The organism is Oerskovia enterophila, from assembly GCF_044748475.1.
Lineage (GTDB): Bacteria > Actinomycetota > Actinomycetes > Actinomycetales > Cellulomonadaceae > Oerskovia > Oerskovia enterophila.
This window is the reverse complement of sequence record NZ_JBIVFZ010000004.1, coordinates 510,982-528,294: the sequence shown is the minus strand read 5'-3', so window position 1 is coordinate 528,294 and position 17,313 is coordinate 510,982. Positions and strand designations below refer to the sequence as shown.

The window sequence follows — 17,313 nt, the reverse complement described above, 5'->3', positions numbered from 1 at the left end:
AAGGTGGGCTCCGCCGTCGGGCAGCAGGGCGGGGGCTCAGCAGGTGAGGTTGGACCCCGTGGTCGTGCCGAGGATCTGCGCGAAGCGCTGGAACGCCGCGATGCGGCTCTGCACCTGCGCGGGGTTGCCGCCGTTGCACTCGAGCGTGCCGTTGATCGAGCGGATCGTCTCGCCGAAGCCCGCGCCGTTGACGATGGCCTGGTGGCCCGACATGGTGCCGGGGCCCGACTGCGTGTTCCAGTACCAGAGGCCCGTCTTCCAGGCCACGGCCGGGTCGGTCTCGACCAGGTAGGGGTTGTTCAGCAGGTCGATGCCCAGGGCGTCACCGGCCGCCTTGTAGTTGTAGTTCCACGAGAGCTGGATGGGGCCCTTGCCGTAGTACGCGGACTGGCCCGCGGGGCAGCCGTAGGACTGACTCGGGTCGCAGTAGTGCGAGTAGTTCGCGGTGTTGCTCTCCTTGACGTAGACCAGCGCGCCCGTCTCGTGGTTCACGTTGGCGAGGAAGGCGGCGGCCTCGCGCTTGGCGACCTCGGTGCCGCCCGACGTGGCGAACTGCGGGTACGCGCTCAGGGCGTTGACCAGGCCCTGGTACGTGTAGAACGGGTTCCGGTTGGGGAACATCTGGTTGAACTGGGCCTCGGTCACGACGAAGCCGGTCTGGTTGCCGCCCCCGTTGTCACCACCCGTGGTGCCGCCGGTCTCGCCCGTGGTGCCGCCGGTCGAGCCGCCGCACGTGCCCTGGTCGCGCCACACGCCCCACTGGCCCGTGGTGCCGGGCGTCTCGCCCTGCGTCCACCAGCCGGCCTTCCAGTTGTGGCCCGCGGTCGAGACGACCGCGCCGCCCGTGTAGACCGCGGACGCGCTCCACGGTGCGGCGCAGGGCTCGGCGGCCGAGGCGCGGGGGGCGAGGACGGTCGCGGTGACCGACAGCGCCGCGAGGGCGGTCGTGAGGAGCAGGGCGAGCAGGGCCAGCGTCGTCGCTGGTCGTCGGATCGTGTGCGCGGTGCGCATGTTCGTACCTCTCGTCGATGACAGGGGACGACTGCGAGCCTGACGGGGGATTTGTCCGATGGTCAACGCACGTAGGGGGTACTACGTAGGTGAGGGGTAGGTCGGTGGTGGTGTGGCTGGGCTGAGCGTCCCGGTCCACGAGCAGGAGTGCGATCGAGCAGCAGCTCCGTCCGTCAGGGATGTCGGAGGGCGGCGTGGACCGGACACGTTCCGTGTGACCGGGGGGCGGGAGTGTTTTCTGCGTAGCCACCACCATTGTGGTGGCTACGCAGAAAACACTCCCTTCGGTAGTCGCGCCCTGCAGGCGCGGCGACGTGTCCTCGGCGCGCAGCAACTGCCTGTGTGCATCTATTGCACATGTGCACTTGGTGCACTACGTTCGTGGCATGGCCTCCGACAAGAACGCACCGCACCGCACCGACGGGCTGCCGAGCCTGGCCTCGGCCCGCGCCGCCCTCGAGGCCGCGGCCGGACTCGCTCCCGAGGAGGCCGTCGCAGCTCTCGCCGAGGCGCGCGTCCAGCTCGACGCCGCGCTCGACGAGGCGATGGCTCAGGCTCTGCTCGCCGGCCACTCGCTCCGCTCGGTCGCGGCGGACGCGGGTGTCGCGCCCAACACCGTCCCGCCCCGCGTCGCTCGCACCGCGGCGCTCGGCTCCTACCGCGGACCAGACGACCGCGTGACCGCAGAAGGAGTGACCAGGGCGCGCTACGACGTCGAGCAGGGCAAGCACGTGAGTGCCGCTCCCGAGGCGACCACGCCGCTCCGCTTCCGCCGCCGCACCTGATCCGCTCCCTCCCGCGCACCATCAGCCGCACCGCCCCACGACCCGAGGAGTACCCCATGGCCGACGCCACCTCCACCCACCTGTCGATGCTCCTCGACCGGTCGGGCTCCATGCAGTCGATCAAGGCCGCGACGATCGCGGGCTTCGACGAGTTCATGCTCGAGCAGCGCGGTGTCACGGGGCGCTGCACCGTGACGCTCGCGCAGTTCGACAGCGAGTACGAGGAGGTCTACGCCGACCGGGACATCGCCACCGTCCCGTCGCTCGACCTCCAGCCCCGTGGAACGACTGCTCTGCTCGACTCGATCGCGCGCCTCGTCCACTCGACGAGCGTGCGGATCGCGCAGCTGCCCGAGGACCAGCGGCCTGCGACCGTGATCGTCGGGATCATGACCGACGGCCACGAGAACGCCTCGAAGGAGTACACGCACGCCGCGATCAAGGCGCTCGTGACCGAGCGCGAGACCGTGTTCGGGTGGACGTTCCTCTACATGGGGGCCAACCAGGACGCGATCGAGGTCGGAGAGTCGATCGGCGTCGCCCGCGAGCGGTCGCTGACCTACGAGGGCGTCTCGGCAGGGGCTGCGTACGGGGCCGCGTCGGCGAGCATGGCCCGCCTGCGCACCGGGGTCGCCGACGGTGCCGCGCCGGCCGCGGCCCGCGACACGTTCGCGGGGTTCACGGCCGCGGAGCGCGACCTGGCCGCCGGGAACGGCTCGCCCGCGGGGCGTGTGCGCACGTCCCGGCCGGCGCCCGCGGTCGCGCGCCCGGCCGCACCGCCCGCGGTGCCGACCGCGAGACTCACCGAGCGTGAGCTCGTCGCGTGGCTCACGCAGTGGCGCGACACCACGTCGGCCACGAGCATCGGCGACCGCGCGACCTACGGGGGCCGCAAGCTCATCGACGCCCAGGTCGCAGGCCACGACGTGTTCCTCAACGCCGACACGTCGCGCGGCGCGGTCGAGCAGCTCCTCGCGCACGCGGCGCGGGGCCCGCTCGTGTGGTCGGCCATCAGGAACCGCAACGGGGTCGTCAACAAGATCACGTTCCAGCCCGACGGCGCCCGCACCCCCGGCTGGTACTGCTACCTCACCACCGCGCAGGCGGGGGAGGGGCGGCTGTGAGCGGCGTCGTCGACGACGGCCCGGTGGCTCGCGCGACGCTCTACCGGACGGCGAGCGGCGGCAGGCTGCACCTCCGGGGCTGCAGCCACCTGACCTGGACTGCCGCGGACAAGGTCCTCGCGGCGACGCTGGCCGATCGTGCCGAGGCGGAGCTCTGCGCCGCCTGCGACGACGAGATCCACGGGCGGGGACGCACGGTGTTCGCCTCCCTCGACGCGGCGTTCGAGGCGCTCAACCTGCCCGTCGCCAACCGGGCGCGGATGCGTGAGATCGCAGCGCACATCGACTTCGACGTGGTGTGGGCGCCGGCGAGCCGGTCGTACGTCGGCGTCGGGTTCGACGACGGCCGACCGGCCGCCGCGTACTTCAACCGGGGGTTCGTCGACGTCTACCGGGGGCCGAACGACTACGAGCGGACGGAGATGCCGAACTTCGGTGGCGGTGGGGGACCCGGGGCCCGGCGTGCACCCGCGAAGGAAGCCGCGATGTGCCCGTCCTGCTCGATGCAGCTGCCCGCGGCCGGGACGTGCGACGACTGCGACTGAGCCAGGACCGAAGGGTGCGGGGCCACTGCCGTCCCGCACCCTAGGACCGCCCGAGCTCCGCGTCGTCGCACGTCTCCGACAGCACCGGCGCGTTCAGGCGGACGACGGACGTCTGCTCGGACGAGACGACGAGCTCGGCCCCTGCGTCGTCGGTCGACGACACCTCGACCGCCCCGCCGTCCGCGAACACGGTCTGCCCCAGGGCGGCGAACCCGTGCTGCGCGAGGACCGGGTCCAGGGCTGCGCGGACCGCCGCGAAGTCGTCGCCCTCGACGTACAGGTACTGCGCCGAGCCGGCGGCCGGCAGGACCAGGGTGCACGTCGAGCCCTCCTCGGAGAGGGAGGCTGTCCCGCTCGATTCCCACGGCGTGGCCGGGTCGAGCGACGCCAGCGCCGCGAGGACGTCGTCGCGCACCACGGTGTAGGTGTCGAGCGCCTCGGCAGGGCTCGCACCCGGCGTGCTCGCGGTCGGAGCCGCGGCGGGAGAGCTGCTGCACCCTGCGACGAGCTGCCCGACGGCGGCCACCCCCAGCAGCACCCCGCCGGCACGCAGCCGCTTCCTCGACGATCCGGCGTCTCTCACGCGGTGCCCCCTCGCTGGGTCGGTCGACGCGCACGTGCGCGGCGTCGTCGAACCTAGCAGCGACCGGGCGTCCACCGGGTGAGGTCGCATGGGGACCGCTGCCCATGGCCTGCCCGCCGCGTGGTCGATAGCGTGGGTCGGCGACGCACCGGGACCAAGGCGGTCCCGCAGCCACGAGGGGGGACATGCGCACCATGTTCGGCGCCGACGTCGAGGCGCTCGCAGGGCTCGGCAGCAGCTTCGCGGAGAGCGCCGAGATGCTCGAGACGGCCCGGCGGCAGGTCGACGGGATCGTCGCCTCCGCAGGCTGGGCAGGGCCCGACGCCGAGGAGTTCCGGCAGGACTGGTCCCGGCGGCTGGCCCCTGCGCTCACCTCCTGCCTCGGTGCGCTCCGCGACAACGCCGAGGTGCTCCGGCGGAACGCCGAGGACCAGGCCCGCACCAGCGCGGCCGACGGCGGGTCGGGCCTCGACCGGGGCGGTGCGCCGTGGGCCGGGGGTGGCGGCGACCGCTCCGGCGACGGTGGGAAGGACCGTCCGGGCAACCCCGACCTCTCGGGCCACGGACCGTGGGTCGACGTCCCGCCCACGATCCCGCTCGACGACGCGGCGCTCGACCCGAACATGATCAACCAGCAGGGCCTCGGCGACTGCTGGCTCCTCGCGGGCCTGGGCGCGGTCGCCCGCGACGACCCCCAGTTCATCCGCGACCACATGCAGCTCAACGCTGACGGGACCTGGACCGTGACGATGTACAAGGACGGCGATCCCGTCGAGATCACGGTCGAGCCCGAGGTCGCGCAGGACGGCGTCATGGACCCGAGCGGGAACCCGAGCTGGGCGTCGATCTACGAGAAGGCGGCCGCCGAGTACTGGGGCGGCAGCTACGACGACATCGACGGCGGCTACTCGAGCGACGCGTTCGCGGCCATCACCGGTGCGACACCCTCCAAGACCGGCGAGGGGAACCTCTCCGACCTGAAGGACCGTCTCGCTGACGGCCCGGTCGCGCTCGGGACCGAGGACGAACCGTCGTGGTGGCCGTTCGGCGACGAGGTCGACGACTCCCGGGTCGTGCCCAACCACGCGTACATCGTGGACAAGGTCGAGGAGCGCGACGGCGAGCTCAAGGTCCACGTCATCAACCCGTGGGGACCCGGCGCCCACCTCCAGAACGACGGGTCCGACAAGGTCGGCGACATGTGGCTCACGGAGAAGCAGTACAAGGAGAACTTCGACACCGTCTACGCCGTCCCCTCCACCCGATAGGACCCACCTGTGACAACGGTCAGGAATGCACGACAAGGCTCGCAACCCACCTTCGGGGTGCTGCGGGTCGGGATCATGCGCGTCGGCCTCGTCGACGGCACGCCCCTCGCGCAGCTCGCGCTGCGCACCCCCTCGGACGAGGCCGTCGTCGTGCTCGACGAGGGAGACGCGTTCGAGCTCGACGGCGTCGGGACGCTGCACCTCGACGAGATCCGGGCGAGCGAAGGAACGGTCCGCGGCGAGGTCACGCTGCGGTTCGAGGAGATCGACGACGCCGACTGACCGGACGGTCCTCCCCGGAGGCCGGTGTCAGCGGCGGCTGGGAAGGTGGAACGCGGGAGGCCTCGCACCCGGCGGGGCCGGGAAGGCAGAGATGAGCTCACCGACGCAGCCCCGCACGTACCCGCACGGGGTGCCGTGCTGGGTGGACACCGAGCAGCCCGACGTCGACGCCGCCACCGCGTTCTACGGCTCCCTGTTCGGGTGGACGTTCACCGACAAGATGCCGCCCGACGCGCCGGGGCGCTACGTCGTCGCCTCGCTCGACGGGCAGGACGTCGCGGCGATCGCCTCCCCGCCTGACGGCAGTGACGGGACGCCCGAATGGATCACCTACGTCGCGGTCGACGACGTCGGTGCGACGGCCGGGGCTGTCGCGGCCGACGGTGGCGTGCTGCTCTCCGGCCCCGAGACCGTCGGCCCGCCCGGACGCATGGCCTCCGTCCAGGACCCGCAAGGTGCACGGTTCCGGCTGTGGCAGGCGGGCACGCGCCTCGGGGCGCAACGCGTCAACGAGCCAGGGACCTGGAACTTCAGCAACCTCCTCACGCCCGACCCTGACCGGGCGCTCGACTTCTACGGACCGCTGCTCGGCTGGGAGCTCGACCCCGCGCTCGGCGCCGGGATGTTCCGCGTCCCGGGGTACGGCGATCACCTCGCGCACACGATCGACCCCGGGATCTTCGAACGGCAGGAGTTCGCGCCGCCAGGGTTCGCCGACGTCGCCGCCGGGATCGCGCACGTCGAGGGGCGGGCTCGGTGGGACGTGGCGTTCTCCGTCGCGGACCGTGACGAGAGCGCGGCAGCGGCAGAGCGGGCCGGTGGGGTCGTGCTGTCGACGAGCGAGAACGAGTGGACGCGCGAGGCCGTGGTGCGCGACCCGCAGGGAGCGCAGCTCACGCTGTCGCAGTTCGCGCCGCAGGAGTGGGGGTAGATCAGGACTGGCGTCCTCGGACCGAGGGAGGCCGGGTACGGGACGGCCCCGTTCACATCGTCACGAGAGCGCGAAGATCGCTCGCTCGACGGTGGCACGGCTGAACTTCCGGTCAGGCAGAGTGCCCCACCCATCAAGGAGCTGTAGATACCGTGCATAGTCCCGGGTCTTGTCGAGCCTGAGGTGTACGCCGCCGTTCTCGGCGATCCAGTTGCGGACTCGCAGATCGAGGATCGGGACTGCCCCGGAGTCATCCGGCCCGACTACTGCCGTCGTGAAGTAGAGCCACTTGGTGAAGAATGCCGGCCCGAGGAATCGGACTCGTCCAGGCTGGTTGTTCAGCGTGTAGTAGCCCGCGACCGCACCATGCTCGTGAGCCACTAGCGTCGCTGTGCGGAGTCGGTCGAGAACGTGTCCGTTCGGCCCGTCGCCATCGGCGGCGAGGAGGACGCGCGCGGTGCGATACGGTCCGTACCCCGCGGGCCCGTAGCCCCAGGCCATCGCCGCGACGAAGGCGAGGTCTGTCCTACCGCGCTCCTGAGATTCCGTGACATGTCTGCCCACAGAAGCGCGGTCCAGCGGCTCTGACGACAGGTCCCTGAGGAAGGCGTCGATGCCTCTCAGGCTTTCGAAGCGCTCCGCCCAACGTGAAGGGCTCCAACGCATGCTCTCTTGGGCGGCTGGGCCCGTGTCCCCGCTCACAAGGAGAGCCTCGAGCGACTTCGGGGTAGCTGGGAGAACCTCGAGCGGAGTGAGCAGCGTGGCGTACGGCGGGAGCGGAGTCGTGGTCACAGCGTGATCGTTGCACGAGCAGCCGTACCAGGGTCCTAGATCTGGTAGAACCCTGGGGAAGTTCATCCACACTTTCAGGGCGCTAGATCGATGTGCGCCCAGCTCAGGTCCGCGTCCCCGGCGAGACGCAGCAGGTCCTCTTGCCGCGCCTGTCCGATCACGCTGCGGTAGGCGCCGACCGTCCGACGCAGCCGCCGATACCGGGACTCCTCCTTGGACAGCGGCATGGCCGGGACGTAGCGCTCGATCGCGGCTCCCCCCGGGGGTGTGCACACCCAGGACGGAAAGATCTCTGACACCGCGTCCGGGCGGTCCTTGTCGGCCGCATCGAAGACAGCCCCCCAAGGGTCAGGAGAAGTCGAGGCGAACGCGGCGGTGCCATACTGCTGCGCCACGTTCTTGCGCACCGCGTGTCCTTTGTACCGGTGGACGCGTCCTTCCCGTTGCTCGAGGTCGACGGGGTTTCCTGGCAGGTTCCAGTGCACCACCGCGTGCGAGTAGGTGTGGAAGTCGAGCCCTTCCTGCCCGACGGATGTCGATGCGAGGACGAACGGCCAGAAGGGGGAGTTGAACGCGGCGCGGACATGTTCCTCGCGGACCTCGGCGCCCTCGTCCGTCGTCCCGCGGCCGAACCGCGCAGCAAAGTGCGTCCGCATGCGGCGGTCCTGGACACGCACTTCCCCGTCGACCACGCGGATGTCCTCGATGGCCGACGTCGGGGTACGCAGCTGCAGGGCCTCTCGAAGGACCTGGGCGATACGGGTGGCACGTTCGGGAGCCGACCTGCCCACCAGTCCTTCGGACTCGACGAGGGTGTGCGCATACTCGTCGAGCACAGCCTGGAGCCCGCCGTCGGCGCAGTAGTCGAGCACCGAGCGCCAGTACGCGGAGTCGGGTCGCTCGGCGTCGACGACGGCCTGTGTCTCAGCTCGGTTGAAGAGTGCCCGGAATCCGCCGCCGATGCCGAAGGCGATCTCACGGACTGCCGGGTCTGCACTGCTGCCCCGCCTCAGCGAGGTGTCGTCCACTGCCGCTGCGACACGATCGAGCGCCCGGAGCGCGCACGTGCCGGGTCCGGCGATGGCCACCAAGGTCAACACCTCGGCGAGGTCGTCGGGGCGCGTGCCCAGATCGTCTGGGCGGATCGTGCGCGCGGCGGCAACGTGCCGCCCGAACGCCCCGGCGTGAACGGTCTCGTCGGAGCGGTCTGCGTCTGCTGCTGCTTCGCCTCGGCCGAGCAGATCGAAGAACTCGCCCTGACTCGCGACTGCGAGAGAGTCGAGCAGCAGCGGGGCGGCCCAGTACCACCGTTGGTCTGCACCGGCGCGGAGCCCCGGGATACCCGGTGGGAGCACTTCGAGTGCTGTTTCGATCTCGTCCCGGACAGCGTTCTCGACCTCGACGCGAGTCAGCCGTCGCCCGGCAGCGCGTGCGTGGCGCAGCGAGTCTCCAGCTCGAGCGAGCGTCACGGACGGGTACGAGAGCAGGAAGGTCGGCATGCCGTCCAGCCGTTCGCCGTCCGTCCGGTACTGCAGGCGGGGCGACGGGGCGATGTCGCCATACCGACGACGCCCGCCGTGAGCCGCGGTAACCGCTCGACGCTCTGCCTCGTAGCTCATGACCACCGAGATGGCCTTGGGAGCGACGTTCCACGCGGAGAATGCGAGCCGCTTCGTGAAGCGCGCGAGCCGGGGGTCTGCGAACGGTCCAGCCAGGTCGTAGTACGGAAGCGCCGGAGGCAACCAGGCGAGCCTCCACGCGCCGCGGTCGAGGACGTCGGTGACGAGGCCACGCATCTTCGCGTTGCCCGGGTCAAGGGGCTCGTACGCGTCGATCACGTCGTACGGGAGGAGCCCGTGCGCGCTCCCGAGCGCGGAGCTGACCGCGGGCGCTCCGGCGGCGATGGCGTCGTCGAGCAAGGTCTTGACCTTGTAGGTGCGTCGGTCCATGAGGTTCAGTGCGTACGGGCTGGAGCGCCAGAACTCGAGCATGTCCTGCCGCTGGGTGCCCGAGGTCGTTTGCACGGCCTGCGCGACGTCGTCGAGCGACGCGTAGTCGAGGAGGTCGCCCGCCGTGACCTCGACCCCGGGGAGCGGGGTCTCACGGAGCATGCCGTCCTTCTCGCGCGTCGCCGCGAGGCGCTCCGTCCGGGAGATCACGCGTCGCAGCTCCTGCTCGACCACGTCGCGTGCCCCGATGGCGCGGGCGACGGCTGCGGCGTCGGTCGGGGCGAGCATGCCTTCACGCATCGTCGCGAGACTCGCCCTGACTGTTCCCGCGCGCTCGGGACCGGCGAGGAACTCGACCGTGCTCACGAAGTCGCGGTAGTGGTCCTCGCCGTCGGGTTCGTCGGGCAGCGTGTACATCTTGTACGGCGTCGCGGAGAGCAGGAGGGTGCGCACCCTGGTGTCACCTGGGCCGGCGTACCCGACAAGGGTCTGCAGGAGCTCGGCTGCCTCGCTCTCGGCGTCGGAGCGCATGAGCTCGCTGAAGCGCTGGAACTCGTCCATGATGACGAGGTCCGGCTCGAGCCGGTCGATCGCGAGCCGTGCAACGGTGGCGCGCATGGCGCCGATGATCCGTGACCGACGGCGTGAGAGCTCTTGCGCGGGCTTGCCGCGCAGGTAGTTGAATTCCTGGACGCACTCGACCAGCTCGTCGAGGAGCTTGCCGCCTTGCGGTCCGGCACCGCGCGAGAGCTGCTCGACGAACTGGGCGGCGAAGTCGAGGTCGAGCTCGTGCATCCGGTTGCGCCGGAAACGCTCGACGTCCCCCTGGAAGTTCTTGAGACTCGCGGAATCGCGGAAGAACTGGAGCCAGCGTCGTGGCCGCACGTCGAGGTCCCGTGACCCGCGTGCCAGCATCCAGTACATGACGACGCGCTCGAGCGCGCGCCCGCCGCCGCTCGACACCTGGAGCGACGTCCCGGGAGTGAAGGAGACGAAGTTGAGCTTCTTGCCCGCGAGGTCGCCCGTGACCAGTGGCAAGAGCGTCAGACGTTCGGCATGGAGCGGCTCGTGCCCGGGAAGCGTGAGTCGGGCGAGGTTCTGACGTGCGATCTGCTGGTTGGAGCAGATGTAGACGACGTCGATCCGGTCCACTGATTCCCACAGAGCATCGACGGTCTTGGCGATGACGCCACGCGCGACGAGGGTCTTTCCGAGCCCCACCTCGTCTGCGACGAGGAAGCGGTGGCTCGGGTCGGCGTCGTCCCACAGACGTGCGTGCACGTGGTCGACCGTGCGGCGTTGGAAGTCCTTGAGGAGGCGCAGAGCGTCGTCGACGTCGGGGCGCTCCTGTGAGTGGCGATCAGCGGGCACGGCGGGCCTCCTGGACGACGGACCAGAGCTGGGCGAACCCCTCGGGGGCGAGGTCGTCGCCGTCGGGCATCTCTGCCAGCCGGTCGACGAGGTGCGCGACGCGGTCGAGCGCCTCGTCGCCGTGGGCGACCGCACGGACCAGCGGCTCGAACAGCTCCGGCGTGTTGCCTCCCGAGGCGGAGCTCCACGAGCTCCCGGTCGGGTCGTCGGCAGCAACGGTGGCGAACGGAGACACTGCCGCGGGGTCGGCGAGGAGCAGTGCGAGGTAGCGTGCGACGTCGTCCCGGCTGCGCAGCGCGTCGCGGACGGCCGCATGCCGGCGCTCGGCGACGTCGCCATCCAGGCCGAGCACGACGACGCAGCGTCGGGTCGCACGCTCGGCCCCCGCCCCGGCAGTGGTCTCCACGGCGAGGAACGGCGTGACGGCACGAAGGCTGAGGTTCTCCCACGCGACGTCGGCTCCCTCGTGAAGGACCCGCGCATGCAGGTCGGTCGGCAAGGTGACGGGCCATGCGACCGTGGTGGCACCGGGAACGGGATCAGGCACACCCTGCGTCCCGACGGCGAGGCTCGCCATGGAGTCGCGGTCGTCGTCGTCGCCGACGTCGGTGGTGACGGTGGCTCGTAGACCGGACGCCGCGAGGCGGCGGTGGAAGTCGTCGATGTCGAGGACAGTGGCCTCGGCAGGGTCGACGACAGGGTCGAGTGCGCGCGGTCCGCACGGGTCGAGCACTTGCGTGAGGCCGGGGACGTCTGTCGAACCGTCGAGGGTTGCGCGGACGCCCACGTCGGCGGTCAGCCCGTGCAGGGCGACTGCCATCTCGACGTTCCCACCCCACCCGGCAGTGGTGAGGTTGGCGCTGCCGGTCACGGTCGTGCTGTCGCGGCCGGAGTCCACGACGACGGTCTTGGCGTGCAGCCCGTCACGGACGCGATCGGTCTCGTGGGCAGGTGAGGCAGGCAGGGGGGCGCCGTAGGCGGGAGCGGTGCCGGTGTCTGCGGACGGGTCACGCTCGGCCGCTGACGAGAGCGTCATGGTCGTCCAGCCGTCGAGCGGCGCCGCTCCCAGCCGGTCGAAGGTCTCCGCGCGGGAGACGAGGGTGCGCTCGCCCGCGGCGGGGAGCCTGTGCAGCAGACCGGCGTCGAGGAACGGGCTGACGGCGAGGACTCTGTCGGCGACGTCGGGGAAGGGCCAAGGCGGCGTCGTGCCCGCGAGACCCAACGGCAGGACTTCGGCGCTGCGGAAGGGTTCAGGGGGCGCGAGCCGTGATTCCGCGATCGAGGCGGCGACGGACTCGACCAGTGCGGCACGGGCCCTGGGGAGCGGAGACGTGGCGAGCGTGGGGAGCGCGCGCAGGAAGGCACTGATCGGGGCGGGGTCGACCGGCTCGGCCGTCGTCTCGTCCTCGTCGAGGACGAGCACGGTGTCCCACGACAGGTCGAACGTGAGGTTGCGGCTGAGGACCACGAACCGGTGGTGGTAGGTGCCGTCGTCATCGATGAACCGCAGGGTCCACGACTTGGGGTGGAACAACCGGCCCCGAGCCGGAGCCATGACCTGGTGCACGGCCCCCTCGGCAAGGGTAAGGACCGAGCGGTACGACGCCGGGACGCTGATGCCGCCGGCCTGGCAGAAGACCGTGGTGCGGTCGCTGTACCGCTGGACGGCCTCGAGCAGGCCGATCGGATCCGTCGCGGCGAGGTCGTCACCGTCGACCTGTGCACTCCCGTCGAGCGTCGCGAACGTCACGGGTCCTAGGAGCAGTGCGGTGAGGTCGAGCGAGAACGTCGTGGCGATCGCGCTGTCGACGCGTCGGCCGGCGGGAGGGCGGAGCGCGTCGGTGAGCAGAACGCGGGTGTCTGGGGTGAGCATCAGGCGGTGGTCCCTGCCGTGAGGAGCACGTCGGCGCGCTGTTCCGTGCGGACAGATCTCGCGGAGTCCGGCAGGGCGGAGAACAGGTCGTCGAGGAGACGGCGTGTCACACCCCACCGGTAGTCGAGCAGGCCGGTCCCCGACTCGCCCTTCCAGGACTCTCTGGCCGACCGGTTGACGAGGCGCGAGCGTCCGCCCTTGAGACGGCGTTCGCGATGGGTGACGAGCTCACGCGCTCGCGACGAGTCCTCGACCTGGTCCGAGTCGAGCACGGCGTCGAGCCACGCATCGACGAAAGTGCGTGTCGGTGAGGGGATCTTCCCGTTGCGCTCGGCGAGCACGTGCCACAGCTCGCCCCGGTCCCAGCCCTCGAGGGTGCGCGTGCTGATGACCTCCCCGCGCCACTCGTCGAGACGTTCGCGGTAGTGATCGACCAGGTCGGGGAGGGAAGCGGCCTCGGCGACGAGGAGGTTGTAGAGGAGCGACGCGCCGTGGACGGTCAGGCTGAAGCGCGTCGCGTGGTCGACGACCCGGCGCAGGTCGGCGGGCGCGCTCGCGAGCGAGAACTCCCCGGCCGAGCCTGCATCGAGGTCGATGGTGTCCCCGTGCTCGACGAGCCAGCCGAGAAGCGAACCGGCGGTCGTCGTGCGCAGCCGTTCGAGGAGGATCGAGGCTTCCTCGGGGCGCAGGTCGAACGTCGTCGACCTCAACAGGTCATGAGGAGGTTCGAGGCCACCGAGGTCGAAGCCCGTGTCAAGACGCCCGTCACGAGCCCCCGGGTCGTCCGTCTCGGTCCTGCCGCGGCTCGCGCCCCGGAGCGCGGACCCGCGCCGCAGGTGCCCGGAGACGCTCGTGTCCCAGGTGCGCAGCTGCCAGCGCCCGAGGGGCCCCCAGTAGACCTCGCTGGGCATCCGCTTGAGCTTGGCCCGTGCCGTCTGCCCGAGAACGCCTTGGCCGCGACCGTCCTGCTGGTCGCGGTAACCGTCGACGAGTGCCTCGATGAGTCGGACCTCCTCGACCCGCAGTCGTCGTGCCGCTTCGTCGGCTGAGGACGCGCCCGTCACCGCACGCTCGACGAGCCAGGGAACGAACAGTGCGTAGCGCAGACGCGTGAGCAGCGTCGACGTCCCAGGGAAGAGCGCGTCGGAGAACGTGTCGCGGATGGACCCGATACCCAGCTCGTCGACCGTGCCCTGTTCCTTGAAGAGATCGATGACCTCGAGCATCCGCCGCCGCTCAGCGTTGTCGGTGTCGAGCCATCCGAACGACGACGTCATCTGCGCCGCGCCCGGAACGTGGCCGTCGACTGTTCCTCGGGTACGGACACGGAAGGCCTCCATCGTCGCTGGTTGAACGTGCGAGCCTGAACTTACGGCTCTTGGAGCCGAGGTAGGTGGGGCGAGCGGGTGAATTCAGTTCGACAACCTCCCGCCGACCACTACGGGTGCGTCCCGAACCGCTCCAGCGCCTCCGCGAGCTCACGCCATCCTGCGCTCCGGTCGCCACCGACGTCCGCGCGCTGCCGTACGGCGTGCGCGTCCTCGCGAAGCCGCCGCACGAGCCCGGCCTCGTCGGGGTCCGCTGGGAGATAGCGGTCGTCGAGCAGGTGCGGGGCGTCCCGCTCGGAGTGCATCGCCACGGTGTCCAGGAAGACGGTCAGGCCCCGCGCGGCCCGACGCCGACGCGCAGCCTCGGCCTCCTTCTCCCCACGTGAGGTGGTCGCGTGGGCGGGAGCGCCGTGGTCGGGCAGGGGAGGGGACGCGACGACGACGTCGAAACGACCCTCCCAGAGCCGGCTGAAGGCCACGTCGTCGGCCAGGTGGACGACCGTCCCGATCTCGCTCCCCGGCCCGCCGGGCGCACCCGCCGCGACGAGCTCCTCACGGAGCCCGGCGACCTCGTAGGCGAAGCGGAGCAGGTTGTCGTCCGTCATCGAGGCGCCCACGACGAGGAGGTGCTTGGTCATCATGAGCGACTGCACGAGCGAGCCGACGGGCTTCCAGCGGGTGTCGTAGCGGACGAACGAGCTGCGGGAGAGCACGATCGTCGCCGGACGGTCGACGTCCCCGTGCATCTTGAGGACCCACGGGTGCGAGGCGTCGGTGGGGTCCCAGGGGAGGGTCGAGATCGCGCGGTCGTGCTGGTCGGCAGGAAGGCCCGACGACGCCGCGACCGCCTCCTCGTAGAGGTGGTCGTAGTTCGTGGTCACCGCCTCGGGGATGCGCATGCCCGCGAGCAGGCAGTGGGCAAGGCTCGGACGGAGGTCGTCCCTGGCGAGGATCGACGCGACCTGGCGGCCCAGCTGTTCCTGGCTGTCGCGACGCGCAGCCTCGTCGTGCCGACCCGACCGTTTGGCCAACGTGACCTGCAGGAGCTCAGCCTGCTCGAGCGAACCGAGGCCCTGGAGATCCTGTGGCGTGATGTCGAGACCCATCGCCTCCACGAGCTTCTCCAGGAGCGCACCCCACGAGGGCAGGCCCGCGGCGATGCTCACGCCGGCACCGAAGAAGAGGGCGAGGTCGCCGCGGGCGGCGCGGTCGCCGAGGTCGCGAGCCTGGTCGTCGAGCTCCTTGGTCGGGAGGGCGCGACGCCCTGCGGCCCGGCGGCGGTGCTGGAGCGCCGAGTAGTCGGACCGGCTCGACGCGACGAGCGCGACGTCGACCCCGTGCTCGCCGGCGGCTGCTGTGAGGTGGGCGAGGAGGGAGTCGATGACCAGGCCTCGCTCGAGGTCGTGACCGCCGCCCGCCGTGCCGAGGACCGGGATCGCGACCAGGGGCAGGTCACGGCCCGCCGCGTGGGCGGTGGCGCGCAGGCGCTCGGTGCCCGTCCGTGCGATCTGCTCGATGGCACGCGCAGCAGCGCGCCCGACCTCGTCGGGCGTCGCGCCGATTGCGTCGAGGAACCAGACCTTGCGGTCGGGCCGAGGCTGGCGGCTCGCCGGCAGCGCGGAGCCGCGCTGCCAGCCGTCCGGACGGATGGTGGCCCAGTCGTCGCGGACGCCCAGGCCCGCGGCCGGACGCCAGTGATCGCCGACGTTGAAGCGCGAGTCCGTCGAGATGACGACGGCGTCCGCGCCGAGAGCCTCGAGGCGGCCGTTGAGGACGAAGAGGTGGCCGGGGGTGCCGCCGGCGCGCTGCGGGGGATAGTGCGACGTCAGCTGGCCGGACTCGTGGCTGGGCATGCGGTGATTCTGCCCGCTCGCGACACAGAGGTGCGGTCGAGAGCGGGGGAGCTGCAGGGTGAATTCACCCCCTGGTCGGTGCAGGCTAGGCAGGCAGTGCGCTCACTTGGCGGCCTCGGTCATCCCGTAGATCCGCTGTGCCTGCACCAGGAGGGCGCGAGAGCCATCTTGAAGCGGTACGAGCTCAGTGGGGTCGAGCGCGGTCAGGCGCTGTTCGAGCATTTCGAGCACCCGGAGCGTGGAAGCGAGGTGCCGACTGGCGATCGACGCCTGGTCGGAGCTCTTCCGGTCTGCGTCGTCGTTGACAACCTCTCGGGCTGCCGCCAGATCGTGGGTCTGACGAACTGCGTTGAGCCCGAGCGGCGTCTCGACGAGCTCCGCCAGCGCGCCCATCTGCCGGGAGTCCTGGATGAGGGCGGGTCGCCCGTCCTCTGCCCCGTAGATCCAGCCGAAGACCTCGACGAGCTCGGCAGTACGGTCTTCAGGGACCGGTGGTGTTCCTGGCCTCAGCTGTGATGCGAGCGGAGCGTGGAGATGCTTGCGAAGGGCACCGTTGGCCATCGCCACGGTGAGGAGGGAGAACTCTTCCTCGGCTGTCTCGAGGGCTCGAGGCGGGATTCCTGCTGTCGTCCGAGCCTGCTCGAGGATCGCCAGATTTCTGTAGGCGTTCCCGACCTTCACGGACGACGAGCCCATCGTGCGGGCGGCCTCCTTGATCGAGAGTCCGCGATCGTCGACCAGGTACCTGACGTATCGCGCCTGCTCGAAGGGGCGCCATTTCTTGATGCCTGTGAAGTGCCGGAATCCGATCATCGGTGCGGCCTCTTCACGATCGGCGACGATCACGACCGGTATGAGACTGTTCAGGTTGACCTCCGAGGCCTCTGCGAGCACATCCCAGACGTGCGCCTTGGCGAAGATACGACGAACAGCCGGGTCGGCAAGCCCGAGAAGAGCCGTCAGTCGGCGGTTCCCTTCCAGGACGACGAGGGCCGCGGGTTCACGACCGTCAGGCATGACTACGAGGTGCTCGCCAGTGAAGTAGCCGTTGTCGACGATCGACTCGGCGATCTGGATCGCATCGGCATCGTCGACGAGGAATGCAGCGAGGTCCACTTGAGATCTACCGTGAAAGCGCTCAGGAAGGCGAGGATTCTGCTCGTCGAGACGGAGTCGCGAGAGGGTGACATGACTGGCGTTTCCCGCGGCCGCGGTCAGGACGTCGGCATTCATCGTGTGCTCCGAGCTCGGTCGACCAACCTCAGGTCGGTGGCGGCGTCAATCTATCCTGGAACGGCTGCCTTGAGGTGTCGGTGTGTCGCCGGCGCGTGCTCCACCCCGGTGATCACCTGGACAGCAGACAACACGGCGAGCAAACCGCCCCGTGTGATGGTCGCTCCTGAGGACTCGTATGCAGAGAGCCAGATCCCCCCTGAGAGCTCGACGATCTCCCGAGCCATGCCCTGCTTGGTATGTGCTGTGAGCCCGAGCGCAAGGGATTCGTCGATCAGCTCGAACAACCGCCGCGGTTCGGTGGATCCGCTAGACATGTTCGGCGGCTCGACATCCACGAGTCGTGAGATCTCACTGACGATCATCTTCTTCTGCATCTCTTGCG

General features: G+C 70.4%; 15 protein-coding genes. 6 read left to right on the top strand and 9 right to left on the bottom strand.

The features are described 5' to 3' along the window. Positions 1 to 36: 36 nt before the first annotated feature. Positions 37 to 1,011, bottom strand: coding sequence for a glycoside hydrolase family 19 protein (locus ACIPWA_RS15230; protein ID WP_068626245.1), 975 nt, complete (start codon positions 1,009 to 1,011; stop codon positions 37 to 39). 386 nt (positions 1,012 to 1,397) lie between these two features. Here ACIPWA_RS15230 and ACIPWA_RS15225 point away from each other — a divergent pair, with 386 nt between their 5' ends. The 3 genes from ACIPWA_RS15225 to ACIPWA_RS15215 are packed head-to-tail and all read left to right on the top strand — an operon-like array spanning position 1,398 to position 3,465. Next, complete coding sequence (locus ACIPWA_RS15225; protein WP_068709938.1) at positions 1,398 to 1,796, top strand: hypothetical protein; 399 nt, start codon at positions 1,398 to 1,400, stop codon at positions 1,794 to 1,796. 56 nt (positions 1,797 to 1,852) lie between these two features. After that, positions 1,853 to 2,920 carry a hypothetical protein gene (locus ACIPWA_RS15220; RefSeq protein ID WP_400291369.1) on the top strand — a complete coding sequence of 356 codons (1,068 nt, stop codon included), beginning with the start codon at positions 1,853 to 1,855 and terminating at the stop codon, positions 2,918 to 2,920. Continuing rightward, positions 2,917 to 3,465: a hypothetical protein gene (locus tag ACIPWA_RS15215; RefSeq protein WP_400291367.1), complete on the top strand. Its 549-nt coding sequence runs from the start codon at positions 2,917 to 2,919 to the stop codon at positions 3,463 to 3,465. Before ACIPWA_RS15220 ends, ACIPWA_RS15215 begins: the two co-directional genes overlap by 4 nt. A gap of 40 nt (positions 3,466 to 3,505) precedes the next feature. Here ACIPWA_RS15215 and ACIPWA_RS15210 read toward each other — a convergent pair whose 3' ends face one another. Further along, entirely contained in the window at positions 3,506 to 4,048 is a 543-nt protein-coding gene (locus ACIPWA_RS15210; RefSeq protein WP_400291365.1) for a hypothetical protein, read from the bottom strand. Positions 4,049 to 4,233: 185 nt separating this feature from the next. On the opposite strand from ACIPWA_RS15210, the gene ACIPWA_RS15205 reads away from it, so the two are divergent. The 3 genes from ACIPWA_RS15205 (at position 4,234) to ACIPWA_RS15195 (ending at position 6,529) form a co-directional block, all read left to right on the top strand. Further along, positions 4,234 to 5,316, top strand: coding sequence for a C2 family cysteine protease (locus tag ACIPWA_RS15205; protein ID WP_400291363.1), 1,083 nt, complete (start codon positions 4,234 to 4,236; stop codon positions 5,314 to 5,316). Positions 5,317 to 5,325: 9 nt separating this feature from the next. Beyond that, complete coding sequence (locus ACIPWA_RS15200) at positions 5,326 to 5,598, top strand: hypothetical protein (protein ID WP_157257679.1); 273 nt, start codon at positions 5,326 to 5,328, stop codon at positions 5,596 to 5,598. A gap of 91 nt (positions 5,599 to 5,689) precedes the next feature. Further along, the gene (locus tag ACIPWA_RS15195; RefSeq protein ID WP_400291360.1) at positions 5,690 to 6,529 is read left to right on the top strand and encodes a VOC family protein; all 840 of its coding nucleotides are present in this window, start codon (positions 5,690 to 5,692) and stop codon (positions 6,527 to 6,529) included. A 60-nt stretch (positions 6,530 to 6,589) separates the two neighbouring features. On the opposite strand, the gene ACIPWA_RS15190 is transcribed toward ACIPWA_RS15195, so the two are convergent. From ACIPWA_RS15190 to ACIPWA_RS15160, 7 genes are all read right to left on the bottom strand, one after another. Continuing rightward, on the bottom strand, positions 6,590 to 7,321 hold the full coding sequence (locus tag ACIPWA_RS15190; RefSeq protein WP_400291358.1) for an 8-oxoguanine DNA glycosylase OGG fold protein: 732 nt from the start codon (positions 7,319 to 7,321) through the stop codon (positions 6,590 to 6,592). A 74-nt stretch (positions 7,322 to 7,395) separates the two neighbouring features. Next, a complete protein-coding gene (locus tag ACIPWA_RS15185; protein ID WP_400291356.1) occupies positions 7,396 to 10,641 on the bottom strand; it encodes a helicase-related protein in 3,246 nt (1,081 codons plus the stop codon). Further along, entirely contained in the window at positions 10,631 to 12,514 is a 1,884-nt protein-coding gene (locus tag ACIPWA_RS15180; protein ID WP_400291354.1) for a hypothetical protein, read from the bottom strand. The genes ACIPWA_RS15185 and ACIPWA_RS15180 overlap by 11 nt, the downstream gene beginning before the upstream one ends. Further along, positions 12,514 to 13,791 carry a DUF6361 family protein gene (locus ACIPWA_RS15175; protein ID WP_400291352.1) on the bottom strand — a complete coding sequence of 426 codons (1,278 nt, stop codon included), beginning with the start codon at positions 13,789 to 13,791 and terminating at the stop codon, positions 12,514 to 12,516. Before ACIPWA_RS15175 ends, ACIPWA_RS15180 begins: the two co-directional genes overlap by 1 nt. A 161-nt stretch (positions 13,792 to 13,952) precedes the next feature. Next, a complete protein-coding gene (locus tag ACIPWA_RS15170) occupies positions 13,953 to 15,695 on the bottom strand; it encodes an SIR2 family protein (protein ID WP_400291350.1) in 1,743 nt (580 codons plus the stop codon). Positions 15,696 to 15,797: 102 nt separating this feature from the next. Further along, positions 15,798 to 16,928, bottom strand: coding sequence for a hypothetical protein (locus ACIPWA_RS15165; protein ID WP_400291348.1), 1,131 nt, complete (start codon positions 16,926 to 16,928; stop codon positions 15,798 to 15,800). A gap of 50 nt (positions 16,929 to 16,978) precedes the next feature. Continuing rightward, positions 16,979 to 17,305 (bottom strand): hypothetical protein, encoded by a 327-nt coding sequence (locus ACIPWA_RS15160; protein ID WP_400291346.1) that lies wholly within the window; start codon positions 17,303 to 17,305, stop codon positions 16,979 to 16,981. Positions 17,306 to 17,313: the final 8 nt, after the last annotated feature.

Excerpts from the sequence above, each read along its gene's own strand:
- ACIPWA_RS15195 (WP_400291360.1), top strand. The coding sequence starts at position 5,690 with ATGAGCTCACCGACGCAGCCCCGCACGTACCCGCACGGGGTGCCGTGC.
- ACIPWA_RS15160 (WP_400291346.1), bottom strand. The coding sequence starts at position 17,305 with ATGCAGAAGAAGATGATCGTCAGTGAGATCTCACGACTCGTGGATGTC.
- ACIPWA_RS15175 (WP_400291352.1), bottom strand. The coding sequence starts at position 13,791 with ATGACGTCGTCGTTCGGATGGCTCGACACCGACAACGCTGAGCGGCGG.
- ACIPWA_RS15220 (WP_400291369.1), top strand. The coding sequence starts at position 1,853 with ATGGCCGACGCCACCTCCACCCACCTGTCGATGCTCCTCGACCGGTCG.
- ACIPWA_RS15165 (WP_400291348.1), bottom strand. The coding sequence starts at position 16,928 with ATGAATGCCGACGTCCTGACCGCGGCCGCGGGAAACGCCAGTCATGTC.
- ACIPWA_RS15170 (WP_400291350.1), bottom strand. The coding sequence starts at position 15,695 with ATGCCCAGCCACGAGTCCGGCCAGCTGACGTCGCACTATCCCCCGCAG.
- ACIPWA_RS15205 (WP_400291363.1), top strand. The coding sequence starts at position 4,234 with ATGCGCACCATGTTCGGCGCCGACGTCGAGGCGCTCGCAGGGCTCGGC.
- ACIPWA_RS15180 (WP_400291354.1), bottom strand. The coding sequence starts at position 12,514 with ATGCTCACCCCAGACACCCGCGTTCTGCTCACCGACGCGCTCCGCCCT.
- ACIPWA_RS15225 (WP_068709938.1), top strand. The coding sequence starts at position 1,398 with ATGGCCTCCGACAAGAACGCACCGCACCGCACCGACGGGCTGCCGAGC.
- ACIPWA_RS15230 (WP_068626245.1), bottom strand. The coding sequence starts at position 1,011 with ATGCGCACCGCGCACACGATCCGACGACCAGCGACGACGCTGGCCCTG.